Origin of the sequence: Xanthomarina sp. (genome assembly GCF_035306705.1) — a bacterium.
GTDB lineage: Bacteria > Bacteroidota > Bacteroidia > Flavobacteriales > Flavobacteriaceae > Xanthomarina.
Window position 1 is genome coordinate 1 of record NZ_DATGNO010000072.1, and the last position, 18,223, is coordinate 18,223.

Below are 18,223 nucleotides of genomic sequence, written 5' to 3' on the forward strand. Positions count from 1 at the left end.
CACCTCTTACCATTCCGAACAGAGAAGTTAAGCCCATTAGCGCCGATGGTACTGCATTTGTGGAAGAGTAGGTCATCGCCTTTTTTAGAGTCCCGATTCATTTTAATGGATCGGGACTTTTTTTTTATAACTTTTTTTGAAATGTTTTAAATGGCACTATCTACATTTTAGAAGGTTATCTTCAATCGTTAAGTTCCATACAAGCCTTATCACTATTTGTTTTTGAAAGCAGTGTTCTCCTTAGCTTAAAAGCTTACGAAGGATAGTTTAATGCTGTTAAATGGTTTCTTAGTATAAGATTTATGTTTTGAAAGACACTCTCTAATACGATTAAACGAAAACGAGCAAAACTACATGATTGGTTTTAAGTACCCTATAAATGCTTATTTTGAAGAAAGGAATATTTGGAACAGTACTAAACTCTATGTTGATGCATAGCTGAAATTCATATAAATAGTTATACGATTTTTTTAAAGGCTAAATCAGAAGATAATTGCTACTTAAGACAACTCTTAACAGTAAAACGAATAGAACGAGACGGCCAAAAAGAGGTTTTAATCTCTAATTAGAATGTTTTATAGTTATTTAATAGTCCCTTATAAGGTTAAGGACCAATTATGTTGAAGTTTTCTAAACTTTTTTAATTCATTTCGAAGAATGGGAAGATAGTCTTTTCCATTGCTATTTGATTTTTCCAATCGACTGCAATTTTTATATAATAAATTGGTCAATCGTTTAACAGACGCAATGTGCTTGTATTTCTTATCGCTATATTTTTCTAATTCAGCTTTTTCTATTTCTGGCGCTAAAGAGGTAGATTGTTGCACAATATCTCCAGAGAAATAGATGTTTGAGTCTTCCCTACCGTCAGGTTTGAGATATGCCAAATCTTGATTTAAATACGTAGATATACTACGTGATAAAGTTATAATTTCCATTGCCTTTTGATAGATAGGAGAATGGTACAAGTGTGTTGACATAATTAATACGTACTTTTTAAATAATTCTATCAAATTTACCAACAAGTTTTCATTTTCAACTTTAGATATTAAAGTAAAATGGTATATTTACTTTAATTATTAACGTAGAATTCAATTATTCTTTAATATGAGTTTAGATCAATTAAATTGGAAGATTCTAAATTGTTTGCAGAGCAATTCTAGGCTTTCTAATGCCGAAATTGGCCGACAAGTGGGAATAAGTTCTCCTGCCGTTTCTGAGAGAATTAAGAAAATGGAGGATCTTGGAATTATCCAAAATTACCATACATCCGTTTCTCCTTTTGAAGTAGGATATCAATTAAAAGCACTTATTACTATTCGGGCTTTTATGGGAATGCTAAAACCATTTTTAGAAAAGGTGAAAACGTTTGACGAAGTTCTAAATTGCTATAGAATTACTGGTAACGAAAATATAGTTATGGAAGTTGTATTAAAAAATCAGAAACACTTAGAGACTTTTATCGATCAGTTAATTGTTTATGGGGAAACAAAAACTCAAATAGTTTTGTCTCATGTTATTAAACATCATCCTGTAAAACCATTAAAATAGAATTATAAGTCGGTATCATTATCATCAAAGCCGTTATCATTAAAAGGGAGATCGTTATCTGGATCATGATCGTCATAGTTTATTCCTGGTGGATTAAAAAGCCCCCATCTATCTATGATGTAATTCCAGCAATCAAAAGTTTTTACCCATTCAGCAAATAACACTCTAAATACTTCTATTTCTTTTCTTAATAGATCGAGGTATTCTATATCCTTATATCCATGCATTTGCAGGCCCCGCGAATCTGTTATAAGTTCTCTAGCAGCTTGTCTTATTATTGCTGCATTTTCCATTTTAATGTCGTATAGCATGTCTTCATCGCCGGCACCAGCTATTTTGGCAGGAATGATGAGAGAGTTCTCTATAAGGCTTTCAAGATTGTATTTAATCATATCTTCTTCAAATTCCTCTTCAAATTCAATTTCGCTATTTTCTGCAATCTTCACTATATGATCCACTATTTCCTGAATTTCCATGGCTTTCAGAAATATTAGTGATTTTTCCCATTCCTCTTTCATATTAGAACCCTTTTATTCAAACTTAATACTCGCTAAAATCATCTTAAATATAACTCATTTTTTGATTTCAAATAGCGTTTTAAATAATAAAGAAGTCCAACGCATATAAGCCCTAAAATAGCCATGACTCCCCAAGTTATATTAAAGCCATAGCGAGCAACTAAATGTAGACCGGTGTTATGTCCAAAGATATGTGCTACAGAAAAAGCAATTGTATATAAGGCCATATATTCTCCTTGATTACCTTTTTTAGCTCGTTGCAAAGCAAAGGAATTGGAGAAAGGAAAAGCAATCATCTCTCCCACAGTCATTAATAACATTCCAATAACCAATATTCCAACCCAGGCGGTTAAGTCAAGGACTAAAAAGCTAATTAGGGTTAAGAGCGCGCCAAATATCATGAGCCCAGGTTTTGTGTATTTGGTATGTTCTAACCATTTAATAAGTGGCATTTCGAACACAAAAATAAAAAAGCCATTTAAGCCTAAAAGCAAACCAATTTTAAATTCAGATAATTTATGGATGTCTTTATAATACAAAGGCATGGTTGAAAAATATTGTAAAAAAATAATTCCAAATAAGGACATGGCCACCAGAAAAATCCAGAATGCTTTATCTTTATATGCAGATTGGGGATTTTGGTTAATTACTGGATCTAAAGTTTTTACTTTTTTAGGATTTAAAACTTTTATAAGTAGGAAAGTAGCCAAAATACAAGTGAGTCCATCGGCTATAAATAGGCCTCTATAACTAATGCTAGTAATAATTAAACCGCCAATAGCTGGTCCGGCGGAAAACCCTAAGTTTATAGCCAAACGAATTAATGTTACCGAACGTGTTTTATTTTCTGGTTTACTATGGGCACTCAATGCCACGAACATGGCAGGGCGAAACATATCTGCAACGAGCATGATTATAAAAATTCCTACACAAAATGAGGCAAAGCTGTTCAAGTATTGCAATCCGATAAAAAGAACGCCCGTACTTAGTAAACTTCTAACCATGACTTTATAATAGCCTATTTTATCGGTTAGCTTACCTCCCAACCAAGCTCCAAAAACCGATCCGAGACCAAAAGCAGACATCACCCAACCTACTTCTCCAAGGGTAAAATGTAGGCTTTCGGTTAGATATAAAGACAGAAAAGGGATAACCATAGTTCCGGCTCTGTTAACTAAGGTTACCAGGGCCAGCCACCACACTTCAGAAGAGAGTCCTTTAAAAGTGTTTATATAATTGTTAAACAGTAATTTCATTTAAAAGTGATGATTCTTCATTTCCATATAAATGGAAATCTTTTTTATTAATTAGATCCCAACTTCTAGCAGGATTAATTCAATAATATAAAATGAAGCTTCACGGCTTCATTAAAAGTAAAAAAGCCCAACGTTATCGTCGGACTTTTATATATAGCTTCAATTGATAATTTTATGGCTAGTACATATCGTTAGCCTTCTTCTTTAAAGAAGAGGAATGCTTTCTATAAATTACAATATAATTAATCATTGATTTTTACTTTTTAATGAATCAAATCTAAACAAAATAGTTTAAAGTTGTATTTTTGAAATGTAAAAAATATTAAAATGAAATACTTCTTAAATTTTTTTTTATTGCTTTCAGTTTTAAGTTGTTCTCAAAAGAAACAACCAATTTTAGGCGACACTGATTTTCAAAGAAAGATGAATGCAGATTTTAAAGATGCCTCTAAGTCGCCATTAAAAGATAAAGATCGAAAAGGTTTTACGGGCTTGGATTTTTTTAAGTTCGATTCTTCTTATGTAGTTCAAGCTTCGTTTGAAAGAACACCAGATGAAGTTCCTTTTAAAATGAAAACGACTACAGATAGAATGCCTATGTATGTGAAATATGGAGTTGCAACTTTTGAGTTAGAAGGACAAGAGCACCAACTTAATATCTATCAAAGCATGGATTTAATGAATGAAGAAGGTTTTGAAGACTATCTTTTTTTACCATTTTTAGATACAACAAATGGGGAAAGCACCTATGGAGGAGGACGATATTTAGATTGTGAACCACCAACCAACGGAGTAATTGAAATTGATTTTAATACAGCATATAATCCTTATTGCGCGTACAACGAAAAATATTCTTGCCCGATTGTGCCTAGAGAAAATTACTTAGAAGTTAAGGTGGAAGCAGGAGTTAAAGCTTTTCAGAATCATTAAAAAACACGGTTTTTGAAAATATTTCAAGGAAGGTATTTTCTACTTAACCAGAAACATTCCTAAAAAAACTGCAAGAAAGCCCAATACAAAACTTGCAATAGTATAAATAGCAAAGCTCATGAAATCTCCAGCTTTTAAAAAGACATGATTTTCATAAGCAAAAGCGGAAAAAGTAGTGAATCCACCACAAAAACCAGTTGCTAAAAGCAGGGTGTGATTTTGTGAAAGGGCATTGTTTTTGGCTGCAAAACCTAAAATAAGTCCAATAAGTAAACTTCCAATAATATTGGCCACCAAAGTACCATAAGGAATTCCAGTTTCATAGCTGTTTAAATATTTTCCAAGAAGATGTCTTAGTACACTTCCAAAACCGCCACCTATAAAAACGAGTAAAAGTTGTTTCATCTAATAGGTTTTATCTTTTTTTAAAGGTTCTTTTTTATTAATCTAAAGCTAGATATAATTCTGTCACCCAATCGGCCGGATTTAGTATTTTAGATGAATCAGTAACGTGTACCTCAAGCATAGGACCTTGTTCTGCTAACTTTAAATCGTTTTTAGGAATATAATCTATAGAGGTTTCCCAAGCTTCTTTTAAGTTGCTATAATTACCTTTAAGTGTAGTTTTTAAAGCTTTAAACGGCTCTAATTGTCCTGTTAAAATATCGCTTTCTACAGTAATTACTTGATTGGTAGTAGGTACACAGCACGAAAACATAACCGCATTGTTCGCCTCGTCCCAATTATGATAAAGGACAAAAGGAGGTCCTGCAGTTGTAATGTTGTTCTCTTTAGCATAAGCACTAACTTCGGCCATCATTTTTTGTTTGACGGCTTCATGATCGTTCATTTTAGCGGAAGTGGAATTGTATAAATAAAAACCTCCTCCATGTTGAGTAATATAATCAACCTTTATAGAATAAACTTTCATAGAAGCTACAACCACACTATCTAATTTTTCTAAACCTCTCTCAAAATCTGGACCTATCATTTCATCAAATCCCCCAGTAAAAAGGGCATAGGCTTTTAGTTTAAATGGAATTTTGTCTGAACTCAAGGTCCACGAAACTTCTGTTTTATTTTCGGTTCTTGGATTAAATTCCCAATGAATTTCCGATGGCTGAAAATCACCAAATTGTAACTTTTGATCTATAGAACTGTTTTCTGAAGTTGCACTAGTTTTTATCTGGCCTTTGCCATCGTTGTCTTCCCAAGCATAAGAACTTCCAACACCTTTGGTTTGCTCTCCTAATGTAACAACGACATCATGATTGTTTTCGGTCCAAGCAGACCAGGTTTTCCAGTTTTTAAAATCTATCACATTATTATAAATAACTTGAGCAGGCGCTTCAATAGTTCGAGTTCTTTTTATTTCAAAGGAATTTGGCTGTACAGCAATATAAATGGTTAATCCAATAATTAAAATAAGAATTAAAAATAGAATATATTTTAGTGCTTTCATGTTGGGAGTCTAGTTGTTTTTCAAAGATAATCAATTTTGTAGTATCTCAATATATGTTACATTTGTAAAACACTAAATAAAAAATAAAAGATGAAAGTTACACATGTATTAGGTTTTGCTTTAGCCTTAACTGTTTTTGTATCTTGTAAAGAAGATAAAAAAGAACCAGTTGTTGAAGTTGCCGAAGTAAAAGTAGAAAACACCTTCGATTACAATGTTGAGCAGTTTGCCGACATTAAGTTGTTACGTTATCAAATTCCAGGATGGGAAAATTTAACGTTAAAAGAACAAAAATTGGTTTATTATTTAACCCAGGCAGGTTTGGCCGGAAGAGATATTATTTGGGATCAAAATTATAGACATAATTTAAAAATTAGAACAGCTTTAGAAGCTATTTACACCAATTATTCTGGAGATAAAACGAACAGCGATTGGTTGGCTTTTGAAACTTATTTAAAGAGAGTTTGGTTTAGCAATGGAATTCACCATCATTATTCAAACGATAAGTTGAAGGCAGAATTTTCTCAAGACTATTTAAAAACTTTATTAGCTGAAACCAATACGGCACTAGAAGAAGAGGCTTTTAATGTTATTTTCAACAACACCGATTCAAAGAAAGTCAATAAAGCTAAAGGTGTTGATAATGTGGCACTTTCTGCCGTTAACTTTTATGGGCCAAGTGTAACCAATGCAGACGTAGAGAAGTTTTATAAAAGTAAAAAATCTCCAAATCCAGAAAAGCCTTTGTCCTTTGGTCTAAATTCTAAGTTGGTAAAGGAAAATGGACAATTAAAGGAATTGGTATATAAATCGGGAGGTTTATATGGTTCTGCTATTGACGAAATTATTAAATGGTTAAATCTAGCCCAAGGAATAGCCGAAAACAAAGCTCAAGGAGATGCTATTGGCTTGTTAATCCAATATTATAAAACAGGAGATCTTCAAACTTGGGATGATTATAATGTAGCTTGGACAGCTGCCACAGATGGGAATGTAGATTATATAAACAGTTTTATTGAAGTATATAACGATCCAGTAGGTTATAGAGGAACTTTTGAGTCTATCGTTCAGATTAACGATTTTGACATGTCTCAAAAAATGAAGGTCTTATCGGATAATGCGCAATGGTTCGAGGACAATTCGCCTTTAATGGACGAGCACAAAAAGAAAAATGTGGTTGGAGTAACTTATAAAGTAGTTAATGTTGCTGGTGAAGCTGGAGATGCTTCCCCAAGTACGCCTATTGGCGTTAATTTACCAAATGCCAATTGGATTCGTGCTGCTGTTGGGAGTAAATCTGTTTCCTTAGGAAATATAATTGAAGCTTATAACAATGCAGAAAGTTCTGGACGTTTAAAAGAATTCGTAAACGATGAAGAAGAGTTAGAGCTAGAAGAAAAATACGGTCAAGTAGCCGATAAATTACATACAGCCTTACATGAAGTTATTGGTCATGCATCTGGACAATTAAATCCTGGTGTTGGAGAAACCAAAGAAACACTTAAAAATTATGCGTCTACTTTAGAAGAAGGTCGTGCCGATTTAGTAGGTCTTTACTATTTATACAATCCAAAATTACAAGAACTAGGATTGGTCGATGACTGGAAATCTTTAGGAAAAACCGCTTACGATGGTTATATTAGAAATGGATTGATGACGCAATTAATCCGATTAAATTTAGGTGATGACGTTGAACAAGCACATATGCGAAATAGACAATGGGTGAGTGCTTGGGTTTTTGAAAAAGGTAAAGCAGACAACGTGATTGAAAAAATAACTCGCGACGGAAAAACCTATTATAACATTACGGATTATGATAAGTTACATGATTTATTCGGACAATTATTACGAGAAACACAACGAATTAAATCTGAAGGAGATTACCAAGCAGTTGAAACTTTGGTAGAAACCTATGGAGTAAAAGTAGATCAAGATTTACATGCTGAAATATTAGAACGTAATAAGCAATTTACAGGAGCTCCTTATAGCGGGTTTGTAAATCCTATCTTGGTTCCTGAAATGGATGATAATGGCGAAATTACTGCTATTAAAGTAACTCAGCCAGAAACTTTTTCCGGTCAGATGTTGGATTATAGCAAAAACTATAACTTTCTTCCAGAAGTGAATTAATTAGATAATTACTTATAAAAAAGCCTTAATGATTCTTTCATTAAGGCTTTTTTATTGATGTCATTTTGAAGCAGTAATTATTTATTAACGCTAAATTTCAATAAAATAAAGTTTAATACAAGTAATAAAAACAAGATTAATAACGAATTCATAATAGTAGAGTTTATTATATATCGTAAAATTCTCAAAATGTTACCCGTTTTTTAATTATTTTTTTTAAAAATGATAGTTTGATTGGTGAAAATGAATTTATTAAGATTAATAAAATCAAACATTCTTATTGTTTTCTAATAAAATCACTTCATCTACGTTGGGAAGATTATAACAGATTACTTGAAAAACCATTTAATGGAAGCAATAAATATGATAAAAGAAATAAAGGCCAATAAAATCCAAACACTTCCTTTATAGTATTTTTTATGAAGCTTTAAATCGCGTCTATACGTATAGAAAATGGCGATAATAAAAACAACTGCAAATAAAATTCCAAAAACCCATTGTCCTTTAGTAAACATATTCTTAATTTTAGACAAAATTACAAAAACATTCCATTAAGATTTCTGTTTTAAGGAATGAAAAATTTTAATTAATAATTTCCGATCTGTCTGCAACAAACAGGTTCCGAACTAAAAGCAATAAATTTCCATGAAAAATAAAATAGAAGCAGTTAAAGCTTTTCACACAGCATTTAAATTAGGTTATCGCGAAACACCTAAGGCACATTTAGGAATTGAAAAAAACTTGCTTCGTTATAAATTAATGCGCGAAGAAAACGAAGAATATTTAGATGCAGCAAACAACAACGACTTGGTAGAGGTTGCCGATGCTTTGGGAGATATGCTCTACATTCTATGTGGCACCATTATAGAGCATGGCATGCAACATAAAATTGAAGAAGTTTTTGAGGAAATACAACGCAGTAATATGAGTAAGCTTGGGGAGAATGGAGAGCCTATTTATCGCGAAGATGGAAAGGTACTTAAAGGTCCCAATTATTTTCAGCCAGATATTGCAACGATTCTAGAGAAATAGTTGTTAAGAAGATAGAAAAAAGAATAATGTGCGCTTCTTATCAGGATGATTTTGTTTGAAAAGTGTTAGTGTTTTTTTTTAAAAGTGAATGGTAAATGGTAAAAAGCAAACCAAGATATTGAGTTACTAGTACCCTTTAAATTTATTATAAAAAGGTCGAAAAAGACAATCTTATTCAGGCATGCTCAAACTCAGAACTATTTAACTTCATGTCTCCAACCGTGTTTATCCTCAGATATGTTATGTTGGATTTCTTGTAATTGCTTTTTAAACATAGCAGCAAACGATCTATCGTTTTCAGGAATTTCAAACACTTCATTTCCATGTTCGAATGCAGAAATCGGACTCACAACTGCAGCAGTTCCAGCTCCAAAAATCTCCTTTAAACTACCATTTCTTGCGGCTTCTTTAATTTCAGATACGGGAACGCGTTTTACATCAACAGCAATGCCATTGTCTTCGGCTAACTGTAGGATGCTTCTTCTAGTAATTCCATCTAAGATTCTATCGCTAATTGGAGCAGTAACAAGTGTGTCATTTATTCTAAAAAAAATGTTCATGGTACCCGCTTCTTCCAAAAATTCATGTGTACTGGCGTCAGTCCAAATAATTTGTTGATAACCTTTTTCTTGAGCTAAAGCAGTTGGGTAAAACTGAGCAGCGTAATTTCCTGCAGCTTTAGCGAATCCAACACCTCCATTGGCCGAGCGACTGTATTTTTCAGCAAATAGAACACGTACTTTCCCAGAATAATAGGCTTTTGCCGGAGAGCAAATTATCATAAAACGATAGGTGTTTGCTGGCGATGCGGAGATAGCAGGTTCTGTTGCTATAACAAATGGTCTTAGATATAAAGAGTTTCCAACTCCAGGTTGAATCCATGCAGCATCCATTTTTAATAAAGTTTCTAAACCTTTAAAAAAATATTCTTTAGGAAAAGCGGGCATGGCTAATCTAGCCGAAGATTTATTTATACGTTCTTGGTTATCTTCCGGTCTAAACAACCAGATTTTCCCGGCTGCGTCCTTAAAGGCTTTCATACCTTCAAAAACTGCTTGTCCATAATGAAAAACTCTGGCTGAAGGCTCTAAAGTCATCGCCTGATAAGGCATGATTTTAGGTTCTTGCCATGCACCATCTGCGTAATCGCAAACAAACATATGGTCTGTAAATGTTCTTCCAAAAGTTAAATTTTCAAAATCCACATTTACAATCTTGGATGTGGCAGATTTCTCAATGCTCAATGGGGTGTTTGAAGGGTCTATCATGATGCTTTATTTGTTCTGCGAATGTAAAAAATTTATGTCTATTAAAAAACCAAAACTTTTTTTAAAAAAAACGTATATTTGTCGATAGTCTCAATTTAATTTATATTTGTTATGAAATATTTTTTTACCCTTTTTGTTTTTGCAATCCTAATTATTTCTTGTAAAAACAACACAAACGAAACTCCAGAAGTTTCTGAAGATAAAAAAGAATTAGCTTATGTTTCTTTTGGTGATGAAATAGTTGCCGATCAAGCTGTCGAGCTACTTTCTATGGCAGAAGATTATAAAAACATGAAGGTTGGAGATAGTGTTTCAACCAAATTAATAGGGAAGGTCGATCAAGTTTGTCAGTCAAAAGGTTGTTGGATGAAAATGGATTTAGGAAATGACGAACAGGTAATGGTAAAGTTTAAGGACTACGGTTTTTTTATGCCTAAAAATATTGCTGGAAAAGATGTTATTGTTGATGGAAAAGCTTTTGTAAGCGAATTGTCTGTGGACGAATTGCGCCATTATGCTGAAGACGCAGGAAAGACAGAAGAAGAAATTGCAGCTATTACAGAACCTAAACGCACCTATTCTTTTGTAGCTAATGGTGTTCTTTTAATAGAAGAATAGATGAGATTATTATTTTTCAGTATGTGCGCCTTACTATTTGTTTTAAGTTGTAAACAGATCGAGGAGTCTCCAGAAGCAGCTACAGAGTTAATGGTTTACGATATGTATCAACCATCCGAAATGGCCAATCTCATGAACGAGATGTTTGCTCAAAATTTGAAGGTAAAACAAGACATATTGGATGGAAAAGTTCCAACAGAATTCCCGTTGGACTTTTTAAAAATTCACACAGCAGAATTATCAGATTTTAAAAGTAGAAACGAAACTTTTCGGAGTTTTTCTAAACTATTTATAGAAAGTGAAAAGGAAATTTTCAATACAGAATCTCTAATTCCTATTGAAGAACGTTTTAATAATACTGTAAATCTTTGTATTTCTTGCCACCAAACGGAATGTACTGGTCCCATCTCCAGAATCCAGAAATTATTAATTAAATAGATTTTGGAACGTAAAATCATCACAACTGCCGATGGTTCCAAAACAATTCAACTTGTAGAATTAGACGAGCAGTACCATTCTCTCCACGGCGCTTTACAAGAATCCCAATATGTTTTTATTAAACAGGGTTTGCAACATGTTATTAAAACTAGACAAAACACTGCTGAGCCTATTTTAATTTTGGAGATTGGTTTTGGCACAGGATTAAATGCTATGACTACTTTAGTTGAAGCCAAAAAATCCCAGATTTCAATAAACTATGTAGGTGTAGAAGCTTATCCTATTTCAAAGGAAGAGGTTTTGGCACTTAATTATAACAGTCTGTTTCAAGATGGCAGTATTAATCTGCTTTATGAAAGTATTCATTCCAGCTCTTGGGAAAAACCTATTGAAATAACACCATATTTTACCTTAGAAAAACAAAAAAAGCATTTTCATGAGATAGTAGGCACTCAGGCTTACGACCTTATTTATTTCGATGCATTTGGACCACGAGTACAACCTGAACTATGGACAGAATCTATGTTTAAAATCATGTTTGATTCTCTGAAAAATGAAGGTGTTTTAGTTACCTATTCTGCTAAAGGAAGCGTGCGTCGTACCATGCAAGCTGTCGATTTTTTAGTAGAAAAACTTCCAGGTCCTCCAGGAAAACGTGAAATGCTAAGAGCCCGGAGAGGCTCTTAGCATTCGGTTAGCGCAGCGAGTCAAATGCCTTCAAAGAGAGGCTCTTAGCATTCGGTTAGCGCAGCGAGCCAAATGCCTTCAAAGAGAGGCTCTTAGCATTCGGTGAGCCTTACGTACCAAATGCTCTCGAGAATGGAAATTCGTTGATTGTATCTGTAAAATGGCTCCTTAGATAAAAAAACTATAACATGTGGTTAATAGGCGAGCCAAATACGTCTAATAAAAAACAATTCATTCCTTTAAAAACCTATAAACTTTAGTTAAATCTGTTAAACCTAATCTAAAGTGTCTGTTAAAGGCCATGTTAAGCCGTATCTTTAAATAAAAAATGAGCATGAAAGTTTTAATTACTGGAGCTACGGGATTAGTAGGAAATGCCATTGTAGCTCAATGTAAAAAACAATCTATTTCTGTGCATTATTTAACGACTTCAAAGGAAAAGATTGAAACTACGGAGAACTATAAAGGTTTTTACTGGAATCCAGCCAAACAAGAAATTGACAAGTCTTGTTTTGAAGGTGTGGATGCCATCATCAATTTAGCTGGATCCCCAATTTCCAAGAGATGGACAAAAAGTTACAAACAAAATATTTTAAATAGTAGGTTGCAGTCGTTGCAATTATTAAAGACAGCCATTGTAGACGAAAATATAGATATCAAACAATTAATTTCTGCGAGTGCTATTGGTATTTACCCTGATTCCAAAATCAACTATTATGAAGAGGGAGCATCGTCTATTTCTTTAGGGTTTTTAGGAGAAGTTGCAGAGAGTTGGGAAAAAGCAGCGGATGAATTTTCTGATTTGGGTATGGTAGTCACAAAAATTAGAATTGGTTTAGTTATGGATTCCAAAGAAGGTGCATTGCCGCAAATGGCAAAACCTATTAGGTTTGGGGTTGGAGCTGCTTTTGGAAGTGGGCTTCAATGGCAATCTTGGATTCATAAAAGGGATTTGGCTGGTATATTTTTACATGTTTTAGAACATGAATTGGAGGGGGTCTTTAACGGAGTGGCACCAAATCCAGTGACAAATCTGGAACTGACTAAGGCCATTGCAAAAACGCTAGATAAACCCTTGTGGTTGCCAAATATTCCAAAGTTAGCAATGAAACTGGTTTTAGGAGAGATGCATGTGTTGCTTTTTGAAAGTCAGCGCGTGTGTTCCAAAAAAATTATAGATACAGGTTTTGTACATCGTTTTGTAAATCTCAAACCTGCTTTAGACGATTTATTACAATAAAAAAAACCGTTACAATTGTAACGGTTTTAATTTTTTTAGCTTAAAAATCATTAAGATTTTGTTGCTTTCACATCAATTTGAAGTTCGATACCATCGTTAATGAACTTATCTCCTAAGTTATCAAAAAATGATTTTGAACCATATTGTACATTCCATTTAGAACGATCAATTGTAAAAGTTTCACTAGTAATAGCAATAGACTCACCATTTTGGTCAATGTTTACAGGAAAAGTAATGTTGTTAGAAACATCTTTCATTTTTAAATTTCCAGATAACATAGATTTTCCATCTATAGTTTCCAATTTAGTTACTTCAAAAGCAGCAGCAGGAAATTGCTCTACATTAAAAAAGTCAGCACTTTTTAAGTGACCCGTTAATTTGGCATGGTTTTCATCTTCTTCTGGCATGTCTTGTACATAAATAGAGTTCATGTCAATTAAAAATGTACCACTTTCTAAAACATCGTTATGGATAGTAAAAACTCCATTTTCAATGTTTATGGTTCCGTGGTGAGAACCTGTTGGTTTATGTCCTTTCCAAGTAATGCTAGATGTGGCAGAATCTACTTTGTATTTTGTAGAAACATCCGTTTTTTCAGCTACAATTTCGGCTTCACCTGTAGTAGCCTCTTGTGCTTTATCTTTGCAACTTGTTAAAGCTAATGTCATTGCAGCAACTGTTAAGATTGTAAAAAATCTTGTTTTCATAATAAAATATTGTTTATAGTGTTAATTTGCAAAAGTAGTCATTTCCCGATGAATAAATTCTAAAAGAAATATTAAAGTTTTTTAATGACATTTTGACATTTTTATAATAATGGCAGTACTTTTGCCATTCAAAAGAAGTATTAAAAATAATTTATGAGATACGACTATGAGTAAGAAAAATAAAAATACAGATATAAATTCCGAACAAATTGAAGATCAAGTTATTGATCAGGTGGAGCTAAGCAATGAAGAAAGGCTTGAAGAAGAGCTGAAACAAGAAAAAGACAAGTTTTTACGTTTATTTGCTGAGTTTGAAAATTATAAAAGACGAACATCTAAAGAGCGTATTGAATTTTTTAAAACTGCTAACGAAGATGTGATGTTGGCCTTGTTGCCAATTTTAGATGATTTTGACAGAGCTTATATTGAAATTTCTAAAACTGAAGAAAAGGATTTATTGAAAGGTGTGGAATTAATTAGTAATAAATTAAAAAACACTCTGGAAGTAAAAGGCTTAGAAGAAATTCTTTTAAATCCTGGTGACACCTTTAATGCTGATGTCCATGAAGCTATAACTCAAGTTCCAGCTCCTTCAGAGGATTTGAAAGGAAAGATTGTTGATATAGTTGAAAAGGGATATAAGTTAGGCGATAAAACAATTAGATTTCCAAAAGTAGTTATAGGACAATAAGAAGATGGCAAAACGAGATTATTACGAGATATTAAAGATTGAAAAAAACGCCACTGCTGCTGAAATTAAAAAGGCATACAGAAAAAAGGCCTTAAAATATCATCCTGATAAAAATCCGGACGATAAGGACGCTGAAACAAAATTTAAAGAAGCAGCCGAAGCGTACGAAATATTAAGCAATGCCGATAAAAAAGCACGTTACGACCAATTTGGTCATCAGGCTTTTGATGGAAACGGTGGCTTTGCTGGAGCTGGCATGAATATGGACGATATATTCAGTCAGTTCGGTGATATTTTTGGAGGTGCTTTTGGAGGTGGAGGAGGATTCTCTGGTTTTGGAGGTGGCTTTGGAGGTCAGCAACGACGTGTAAAAGGTAGTAATTTACGTATTCGAGTTAAATTAACCCTAGAGGAAATTGCTAATGGGGTTGAGAAAAAAGTTAAAGTAAGACGTAAAATCCAAGCCAAAGGCACTACGTACAAAACCTGTAGTATGTGTAACGGTTCTGGACAAGTAACACGAATTACAAACACCATATTAGGACGGATGCAAACGGCAACCACTTGTACTACTTGTGGAGGAGCCGGACAAACTATAGATAAAAAACCAGAGGGCGCAGATGCACACGGATTAGTTATTAAAGAGGAAACAGTTTCTATTAAAATTCCAGCTGGAGTTGTAGATGGAATGCAGTTAAAAGTCTCTGGAAAAGGAAATGAAGCTCCAGGAAATGGTATTTCGGGAGACTTGTTAGTGGCCATTGAAGAGGAGAAACACGATACTTTACAACGAGAAGGAGATAATTTACACTACGATTTATATGTAAGCTATCCAGATGCGGTATTAGGAACTTCTAAGGAAATCGATACCGTAACAGGAAAAGTGCGTATTAAAATAGAACCTGGAGTCCAATCTGGAAAAATATTGCGTTTAAGAGGAAAAGGTATTCCTAGCATTAATGGATATGGAAAAGGAGACTTATTAGTACATGTTAATGTATGGACCCCAAAAACCTTAAACAAGCAACAAAAAGACTTTTTTGAATCTATGAAAGACGATGAACATTTTGCGCCTAAGCCAGAAAGCTCAGACAAATCTTTCTTTGAAAAAGTTAAAGATATGTTTACTTAAAATAATAAAACCTTGTGAAACCCGCTTAAATTTGCGGGTTTTTTCATTTTTAGGAACTTATTTATTCTTAATTTTCATTTGTTTATTAAAAATGACTATATTTGGAATATCACTATTTTAAAATAGTGGTTTTTTTCTTTTTCATAGCAATTTTTTCCCATCCTAAAATATTTTATATTTCAGGGTGGGTTTTGTTTTTATACCCTTGTTTTGTTGTCTCACTAATTTATAGGTTTATATTAGGGTTTACGTTAGCACATTTAATATCTTTACCATTCTATTTCTAATAATAAACTCGTATGAATAACCTATTAGAAGCCCATTCTGTTTCTAAAAAATTTGGAGATTTTACAGCATTAAACCAAGTGTCTATTGCTGTTCCAAAAGGAAGTATCTATGGCCTACTTGGTCCAAATGGTGCAGGTAAAACAACCCTGATTCGAATAATTAATCAAATTACCATGCCAGATCAAGGCGAGGTTTTTTTAGATGGGGAGCCTTTAAAGGCCCATCATATTAGAGACATTGGCTATTTGCCAGAAGAACGTGGTTTGTATAAATCCATGAAGGTAGGAGAGCAAGCCATGTATTTAGCACGTTTAAAGGGATTGAGTAAATCGGAAGCCAAAATTAGATTAAAATATTGGTTTGAAAGATTGGAAATTGGGGACTGGTGGAACAAGAAAATCCAAGAACTCTCCAAAGGAATGGCTCAGAAAATCCAATTTATTGTCACCGTTTTGCATGAACCAAAGCTGTTGATTTTCGATGAACCTTTTTCTGGTTTCGACCCCATTAATGCCATTCTTATTAAAGATGAAATTTTAAGGTTAAGAGAAAATGGAGCGACTGTTATTTTTTCAACACATCGCATGGAATCTGTCGAGGAATTATGCGATCAAATAGCCTTGCTACATGAGTCCAATAAAATTCTTGATGGGAAATTAACAGATATCAAGAAGCAATTTAAAACCAATACATTTGAAATAGGCATTAGAGCTTCGAACAATTTCTTATTGGAAAAAGAATTGTCTGAAAGATTTATGGTGTCTTCGGCTAATTTTAAAACCCTGGGAGATGATTTGAAACTCAATGTAAAACTGTCTAAAAACGATGTTCCTAACGATTTGTTGAGCTTTCTAACTTCCAAAGGAGAAGTGTCTCATTTTGTGGAAGTCATCCCAAGTGCTAACGATATTTTTATTCAAGCTATTAAGAACAACTAATATGAATCATTTAGGATTAATCATAGAAAGAGAATACTTAACCAAAGTCAAGAATAAATCATTCATTGTCATGACTATTTTAAGTCCAATCATCATGATTGCGCTTATTGCTGTCGTTGCTTATTTATCTCAAATTAATAATAATAAGGAGCGTACCATCTCTATTTTGGACGAATCCGGAATTTTAAAAAGTTCGTTTACAGATACAGAAACCGTTAAATATCACATCCTTGAAAATATAACTTTAGAAGCTGCCAAAAAGCAAGTTCTAGAAAACAAGGAGTATGGCTTGTTGCACATTGACAACTTTAGAGATATTAATGAACTTGGTAATCACATCAAGTTTTATTCCGAAGAACCAGCTTCATTAACACTAATGTCTGCTTTAGAAAGTAAGTTGGAAAAACAACTAACCGATGTAAAACTGGAATTTGAAGGTGTGGATATTGCCCAAATTAAAGCGGCCAGAGTTAGCGTAAACATAGATCAAGAAAGTTTTGTTGGTGAAAAAACCTCTAAAATCGACAGCGTAGTGAAACTTATTTTTGGTGGCCTAGCAGGTTATTTATTATTTATGTTTATCATTATTTATGGTAACATGATTATGCGAAGTGTTATTGAAGAAAAAACCAGTCGTATAATTGAAATTATTATTTCCTCGGTAAAACCAATTCAGCTTATGCTAGGAAAAATAATTGGCACCTCTTTGGCTGGAATTACACAATTTGTAATTTGGATCATTCTTGGAGGTGTTTTAATGACAATCTTATCCTTGGTTTTTGGAATAGATCTTGCCCAATCGCAATCTGGTCAACAGGAATTGTTAAACCAAGCCATGCAAAATCCAGATGTAAATACCGAAATTCAAAACGTTATAACGGCATTCTACAATTTGCCTATTACCAATTTAATTATTGCGTTTATTTTGTTTTTTATCGGAGGTTATTTGCTGTATAGTTCTTTATATGCCGCTATTGGTGCTGCTGTAGATAATGAAACTGATACCCAACAATTTTTATTGCCTATTTTAATGCCGTTAATCTTGGCTGTTTATATAGGTATTTTTACTGTAATTGAAGATCCGCATGGTACAGTTTCTACTGTGTTTTCGTTTATACCATTTACCTCGCCCGTTGTTATGTTAATGAGAATTCCTTTTGGCGTTCCGGTTTGGCAACAATTGCTATCTTTCGTTATATTGGTAGGAACTTTTATGGTAACAGTTTGGTTTGCAGCAAAAATATACCGTGTTGGTATTTTAATGTATGGTAAAAAACCTAGCTATAAAGAGTTGCTTAAGTGGATTAAATATTAAAATAAGTTTAGAGAATATATAA

The 18,223-nt window shown here is 33.4% G+C and carries 20 protein-coding genes and 1 rRNA gene; 13 read left to right on the forward strand and 8 right to left on the reverse strand.

Annotated features, from left to right (window positions below; all coding sequences use genetic code 11):
* Positions 1 to 84, forward strand: a 5S ribosomal RNA gene (rrf, locus tag VKY47_RS05730); the annotation flags it as partial.
* A gap of 512 nt (positions 85 to 596) precedes the next feature.
* On the opposite strand, the gene VKY47_RS05735 is transcribed toward rrf, so the two are convergent.
* Entirely contained in the window at positions 597 to 980 is a 384-nt protein-coding gene (locus tag VKY47_RS05735; protein WP_324311122.1) for a hypothetical protein, read from the reverse strand.
* 127 nt (positions 981 to 1,107) lie between these two features.
* Between VKY47_RS05735 and VKY47_RS05740 the strand changes: the two genes are divergently transcribed.
* The gene (locus VKY47_RS05740; protein WP_324311124.1) at positions 1,108 to 1,551 is read left to right on the forward strand and encodes an Lrp/AsnC family transcriptional regulator; all 444 of its coding nucleotides are present in this window, start codon (positions 1,108 to 1,110) and stop codon (positions 1,549 to 1,551) included.
* Between the two features lie 2 nt (positions 1,552 to 1,553).
* Here VKY47_RS05740 and VKY47_RS05745 read toward each other — a convergent pair whose 3' ends face one another.
* A complete protein-coding gene (locus tag VKY47_RS05745; protein WP_324311126.1) occupies positions 1,554 to 2,009 on the reverse strand; it encodes a hypothetical protein in 456 nt (151 codons plus the stop codon).
* A gap of 98 nt (positions 2,010 to 2,107) precedes the next feature.
* Entirely contained in the window at positions 2,108 to 3,325 is a 1,218-nt protein-coding gene (locus tag VKY47_RS05750; RefSeq protein ID WP_324311127.1) for an MDR family MFS transporter, read from the reverse strand.
* 327 nt (positions 3,326 to 3,652) lie between these two features.
* On the opposite strand from VKY47_RS05750, the gene VKY47_RS05755 reads away from it, so the two are divergent.
* A complete protein-coding gene (locus tag VKY47_RS05755; protein WP_324311129.1) occupies positions 3,653 to 4,255 on the forward strand; it encodes a DUF1684 domain-containing protein in 603 nt (200 codons plus the stop codon).
* Between the two features lie 39 nt (positions 4,256 to 4,294).
* Here VKY47_RS05755 and crcB read toward each other — a convergent pair whose 3' ends face one another.
* Together crcB and VKY47_RS05765 are read right to left on the reverse strand one after the other, a co-directional pair.
* Positions 4,295 to 4,660, reverse strand: a complete 366-nt coding sequence (gene crcB, locus VKY47_RS05760; protein ID WP_324311131.1) for a fluoride efflux transporter CrcB — start codon at positions 4,658 to 4,660, stop codon at positions 4,295 to 4,297.
* Between the two features lie 37 nt (positions 4,661 to 4,697).
* The gene (locus VKY47_RS05765; RefSeq protein ID WP_324311132.1) at positions 4,698 to 5,717 is read right to left on the reverse strand and encodes an SRPBCC family protein; all 1,020 of its coding nucleotides are present in this window, start codon (positions 5,715 to 5,717) and stop codon (positions 4,698 to 4,700) included.
* Between the two features lie 90 nt (positions 5,718 to 5,807).
* Between VKY47_RS05765 and VKY47_RS05770 the strand changes: the two genes are divergently transcribed.
* Positions 5,808 to 7,847 carry a dipeptidyl-peptidase 3 family protein gene (locus VKY47_RS05770; RefSeq protein ID WP_324311134.1) on the forward strand — a complete coding sequence of 680 codons (2,040 nt, stop codon included), beginning with the start codon at positions 5,808 to 5,810 and terminating at the stop codon, positions 7,845 to 7,847.
* A gap of 329 nt (positions 7,848 to 8,176) precedes the next feature.
* Here VKY47_RS05770 and VKY47_RS05775 read toward each other — a convergent pair whose 3' ends face one another.
* Positions 8,177 to 8,362 (reverse strand): hypothetical protein, encoded by a 186-nt coding sequence (locus tag VKY47_RS05775; protein WP_324311136.1) that lies wholly within the window; start codon positions 8,360 to 8,362, stop codon positions 8,177 to 8,179.
* A 130-nt stretch (positions 8,363 to 8,492) separates the two neighbouring features.
* On the opposite strand from VKY47_RS05775, the gene VKY47_RS05780 reads away from it, so the two are divergent.
* On the forward strand, positions 8,493 to 8,879 hold the full coding sequence (locus tag VKY47_RS05780) for a nucleoside triphosphate pyrophosphohydrolase family protein (protein ID WP_324311138.1): 387 nt from the start codon (positions 8,493 to 8,495) through the stop codon (positions 8,877 to 8,879).
* Between the two features lie 197 nt (positions 8,880 to 9,076).
* Here VKY47_RS05780 and VKY47_RS05785 read toward each other — a convergent pair whose 3' ends face one another.
* A complete protein-coding gene (locus VKY47_RS05785; RefSeq protein WP_324311140.1) occupies positions 9,077 to 10,147 on the reverse strand; it encodes a branched-chain amino acid aminotransferase in 1,071 nt (356 codons plus the stop codon).
* Between the two features lie 111 nt (positions 10,148 to 10,258).
* Between VKY47_RS05785 and VKY47_RS05790 the strand changes: the two genes are divergently transcribed.
* The 4 genes from VKY47_RS05790 to VKY47_RS05805 all read left to right on the forward strand — a co-directional run bounded on the left by VKY47_RS05790 (position 10,259) and on the right by VKY47_RS05805 (position 13,130).
* Positions 10,259 to 10,765, forward strand: coding sequence for a DUF4920 domain-containing protein (locus VKY47_RS05790; protein ID WP_324311141.1), 507 nt, complete (start codon positions 10,259 to 10,261; stop codon positions 10,763 to 10,765).
* Positions 10,766 to 11,203 carry a hypothetical protein gene (locus VKY47_RS05795; RefSeq protein ID WP_324311142.1) on the forward strand — a complete coding sequence of 146 codons (438 nt, stop codon included), beginning with the start codon at positions 10,766 to 10,768 and terminating at the stop codon, positions 11,201 to 11,203.
* 3 nt (positions 11,204 to 11,206) lie between these two features.
* Positions 11,207 to 11,890 (forward strand): tRNA (5-methylaminomethyl-2-thiouridine)(34)-methyltransferase MnmC2, encoded by a 684-nt coding sequence (gene mnmC2, locus VKY47_RS05800; protein ID WP_324311144.1) that lies wholly within the window; start codon positions 11,207 to 11,209, stop codon positions 11,888 to 11,890.
* A gap of 334 nt (positions 11,891 to 12,224) precedes the next feature.
* Positions 12,225 to 13,130, forward strand: a complete 906-nt coding sequence (locus VKY47_RS05805; RefSeq protein WP_324311190.1) for a TIGR01777 family oxidoreductase — start codon at positions 12,225 to 12,227, stop codon at positions 13,128 to 13,130.
* A 50-nt stretch (positions 13,131 to 13,180) separates the two neighbouring features.
* On the opposite strand, the gene VKY47_RS05810 is transcribed toward VKY47_RS05805, so the two are convergent.
* Positions 13,181 to 13,837, reverse strand: coding sequence for a YceI family protein (locus VKY47_RS05810; protein WP_324311146.1), 657 nt, complete (start codon positions 13,835 to 13,837; stop codon positions 13,181 to 13,183).
* A gap of 166 nt (positions 13,838 to 14,003) precedes the next feature.
* On the opposite strand from VKY47_RS05810, the gene VKY47_RS05815 reads away from it, so the two are divergent.
* From VKY47_RS05815 to VKY47_RS05830, 4 genes are all read left to right on the forward strand, one after another.
* Positions 14,004 to 14,528 (forward strand): nucleotide exchange factor GrpE, encoded by a 525-nt coding sequence (locus VKY47_RS05815; protein ID WP_324311147.1) that lies wholly within the window; start codon positions 14,004 to 14,006, stop codon positions 14,526 to 14,528.
* A gap of 4 nt (positions 14,529 to 14,532) precedes the next feature.
* Positions 14,533 to 15,660, forward strand: a complete 1,128-nt coding sequence (dnaJ, locus tag VKY47_RS05820) for a molecular chaperone DnaJ (protein WP_324311149.1) — start codon at positions 14,533 to 14,535, stop codon at positions 15,658 to 15,660.
* 299 nt (positions 15,661 to 15,959) lie between these two features.
* Complete coding sequence (locus VKY47_RS05825; protein ID WP_324311151.1) at positions 15,960 to 16,886, forward strand: ABC transporter ATP-binding protein; 927 nt, start codon at positions 15,960 to 15,962, stop codon at positions 16,884 to 16,886.
* A 1-nt stretch (position 16,887) separates the two neighbouring features.
* The gene (locus tag VKY47_RS05830) at positions 16,888 to 18,201 is read left to right on the forward strand and encodes an ABC transporter permease (RefSeq protein ID WP_324311153.1); all 1,314 of its coding nucleotides are present in this window, start codon (positions 16,888 to 16,890) and stop codon (positions 18,199 to 18,201) included.
* The last annotated feature ends 22 nt before the right edge of the window (positions 18,202 to 18,223 follow it).

Coding starts and splice junctions, on each gene's coding strand:
- VKY47_RS05735 (WP_324311122.1), bottom strand. CDS start 980: ATGTCAACACACTTGTACCATTCTCCTATCTATCAAAAGGCAATGGAA.
- VKY47_RS05740 (WP_324311124.1), top strand. CDS start 1,108: ATGAGTTTAGATCAATTAAATTGGAAGATTCTAAATTGTTTGCAGAGC.
- VKY47_RS05750 (WP_324311127.1), bottom strand. CDS start 3,325: ATGAAATTACTGTTTAACAATTATATAAACACTTTTAAAGGACTCTCT.
- VKY47_RS05755 (WP_324311129.1), top strand. CDS start 3,653: ATGAAATACTTCTTAAATTTTTTTTTATTGCTTTCAGTTTTAAGTTGT.
- crcB (WP_324311131.1), bottom strand. CDS start 4,660: ATGAAACAACTTTTACTCGTTTTTATAGGTGGCGGTTTTGGAAGTGTA.
- VKY47_RS05765 (WP_324311132.1), bottom strand. CDS start 5,717: ATGAAAGCACTAAAATATATTCTATTTTTAATTCTTATTTTAATTATT.
- VKY47_RS05770 (WP_324311134.1), top strand. CDS start 5,808: ATGAAAGTTACACATGTATTAGGTTTTGCTTTAGCCTTAACTGTTTTT.
- VKY47_RS05775 (WP_324311136.1), bottom strand. CDS start 8,362: ATGTTTACTAAAGGACAATGGGTTTTTGGAATTTTATTTGCAGTTGTT.
- VKY47_RS05780 (WP_324311138.1), top strand. CDS start 8,493: ATGAAAAATAAAATAGAAGCAGTTAAAGCTTTTCACACAGCATTTAAA.
- VKY47_RS05785 (WP_324311140.1), bottom strand. CDS start 10,147: ATGATAGACCCTTCAAACACCCCATTGAGCATTGAGAAATCTGCCACA.
- VKY47_RS05790 (WP_324311141.1), top strand. CDS start 10,259: ATGAAATATTTTTTTACCCTTTTTGTTTTTGCAATCCTAATTATTTCT.
- VKY47_RS05795 (WP_324311142.1), top strand. CDS start 10,766: ATGAGATTATTATTTTTCAGTATGTGCGCCTTACTATTTGTTTTAAGT.
- VKY47_RS05805 (WP_324311190.1), top strand. CDS start 12,225: ATGAAAGTTTTAATTACTGGAGCTACGGGATTAGTAGGAAATGCCATT.
- VKY47_RS05810 (WP_324311146.1), bottom strand. CDS start 13,837: ATGAAAACAAGATTTTTTACAATCTTAACAGTTGCTGCAATGACATTA.
- VKY47_RS05815 (WP_324311147.1), top strand. CDS start 14,004: ATGAGTAAGAAAAATAAAAATACAGATATAAATTCCGAACAAATTGAA.
- dnaJ (WP_324311149.1), top strand. CDS start 14,533: ATGGCAAAACGAGATTATTACGAGATATTAAAGATTGAAAAAAACGCC.
- VKY47_RS05825 (WP_324311151.1), top strand. CDS start 15,960: ATGAATAACCTATTAGAAGCCCATTCTGTTTCTAAAAAATTTGGAGAT.
- VKY47_RS05830 (WP_324311153.1), top strand. CDS start 16,888: ATGAATCATTTAGGATTAATCATAGAAAGAGAATACTTAACCAAAGTC.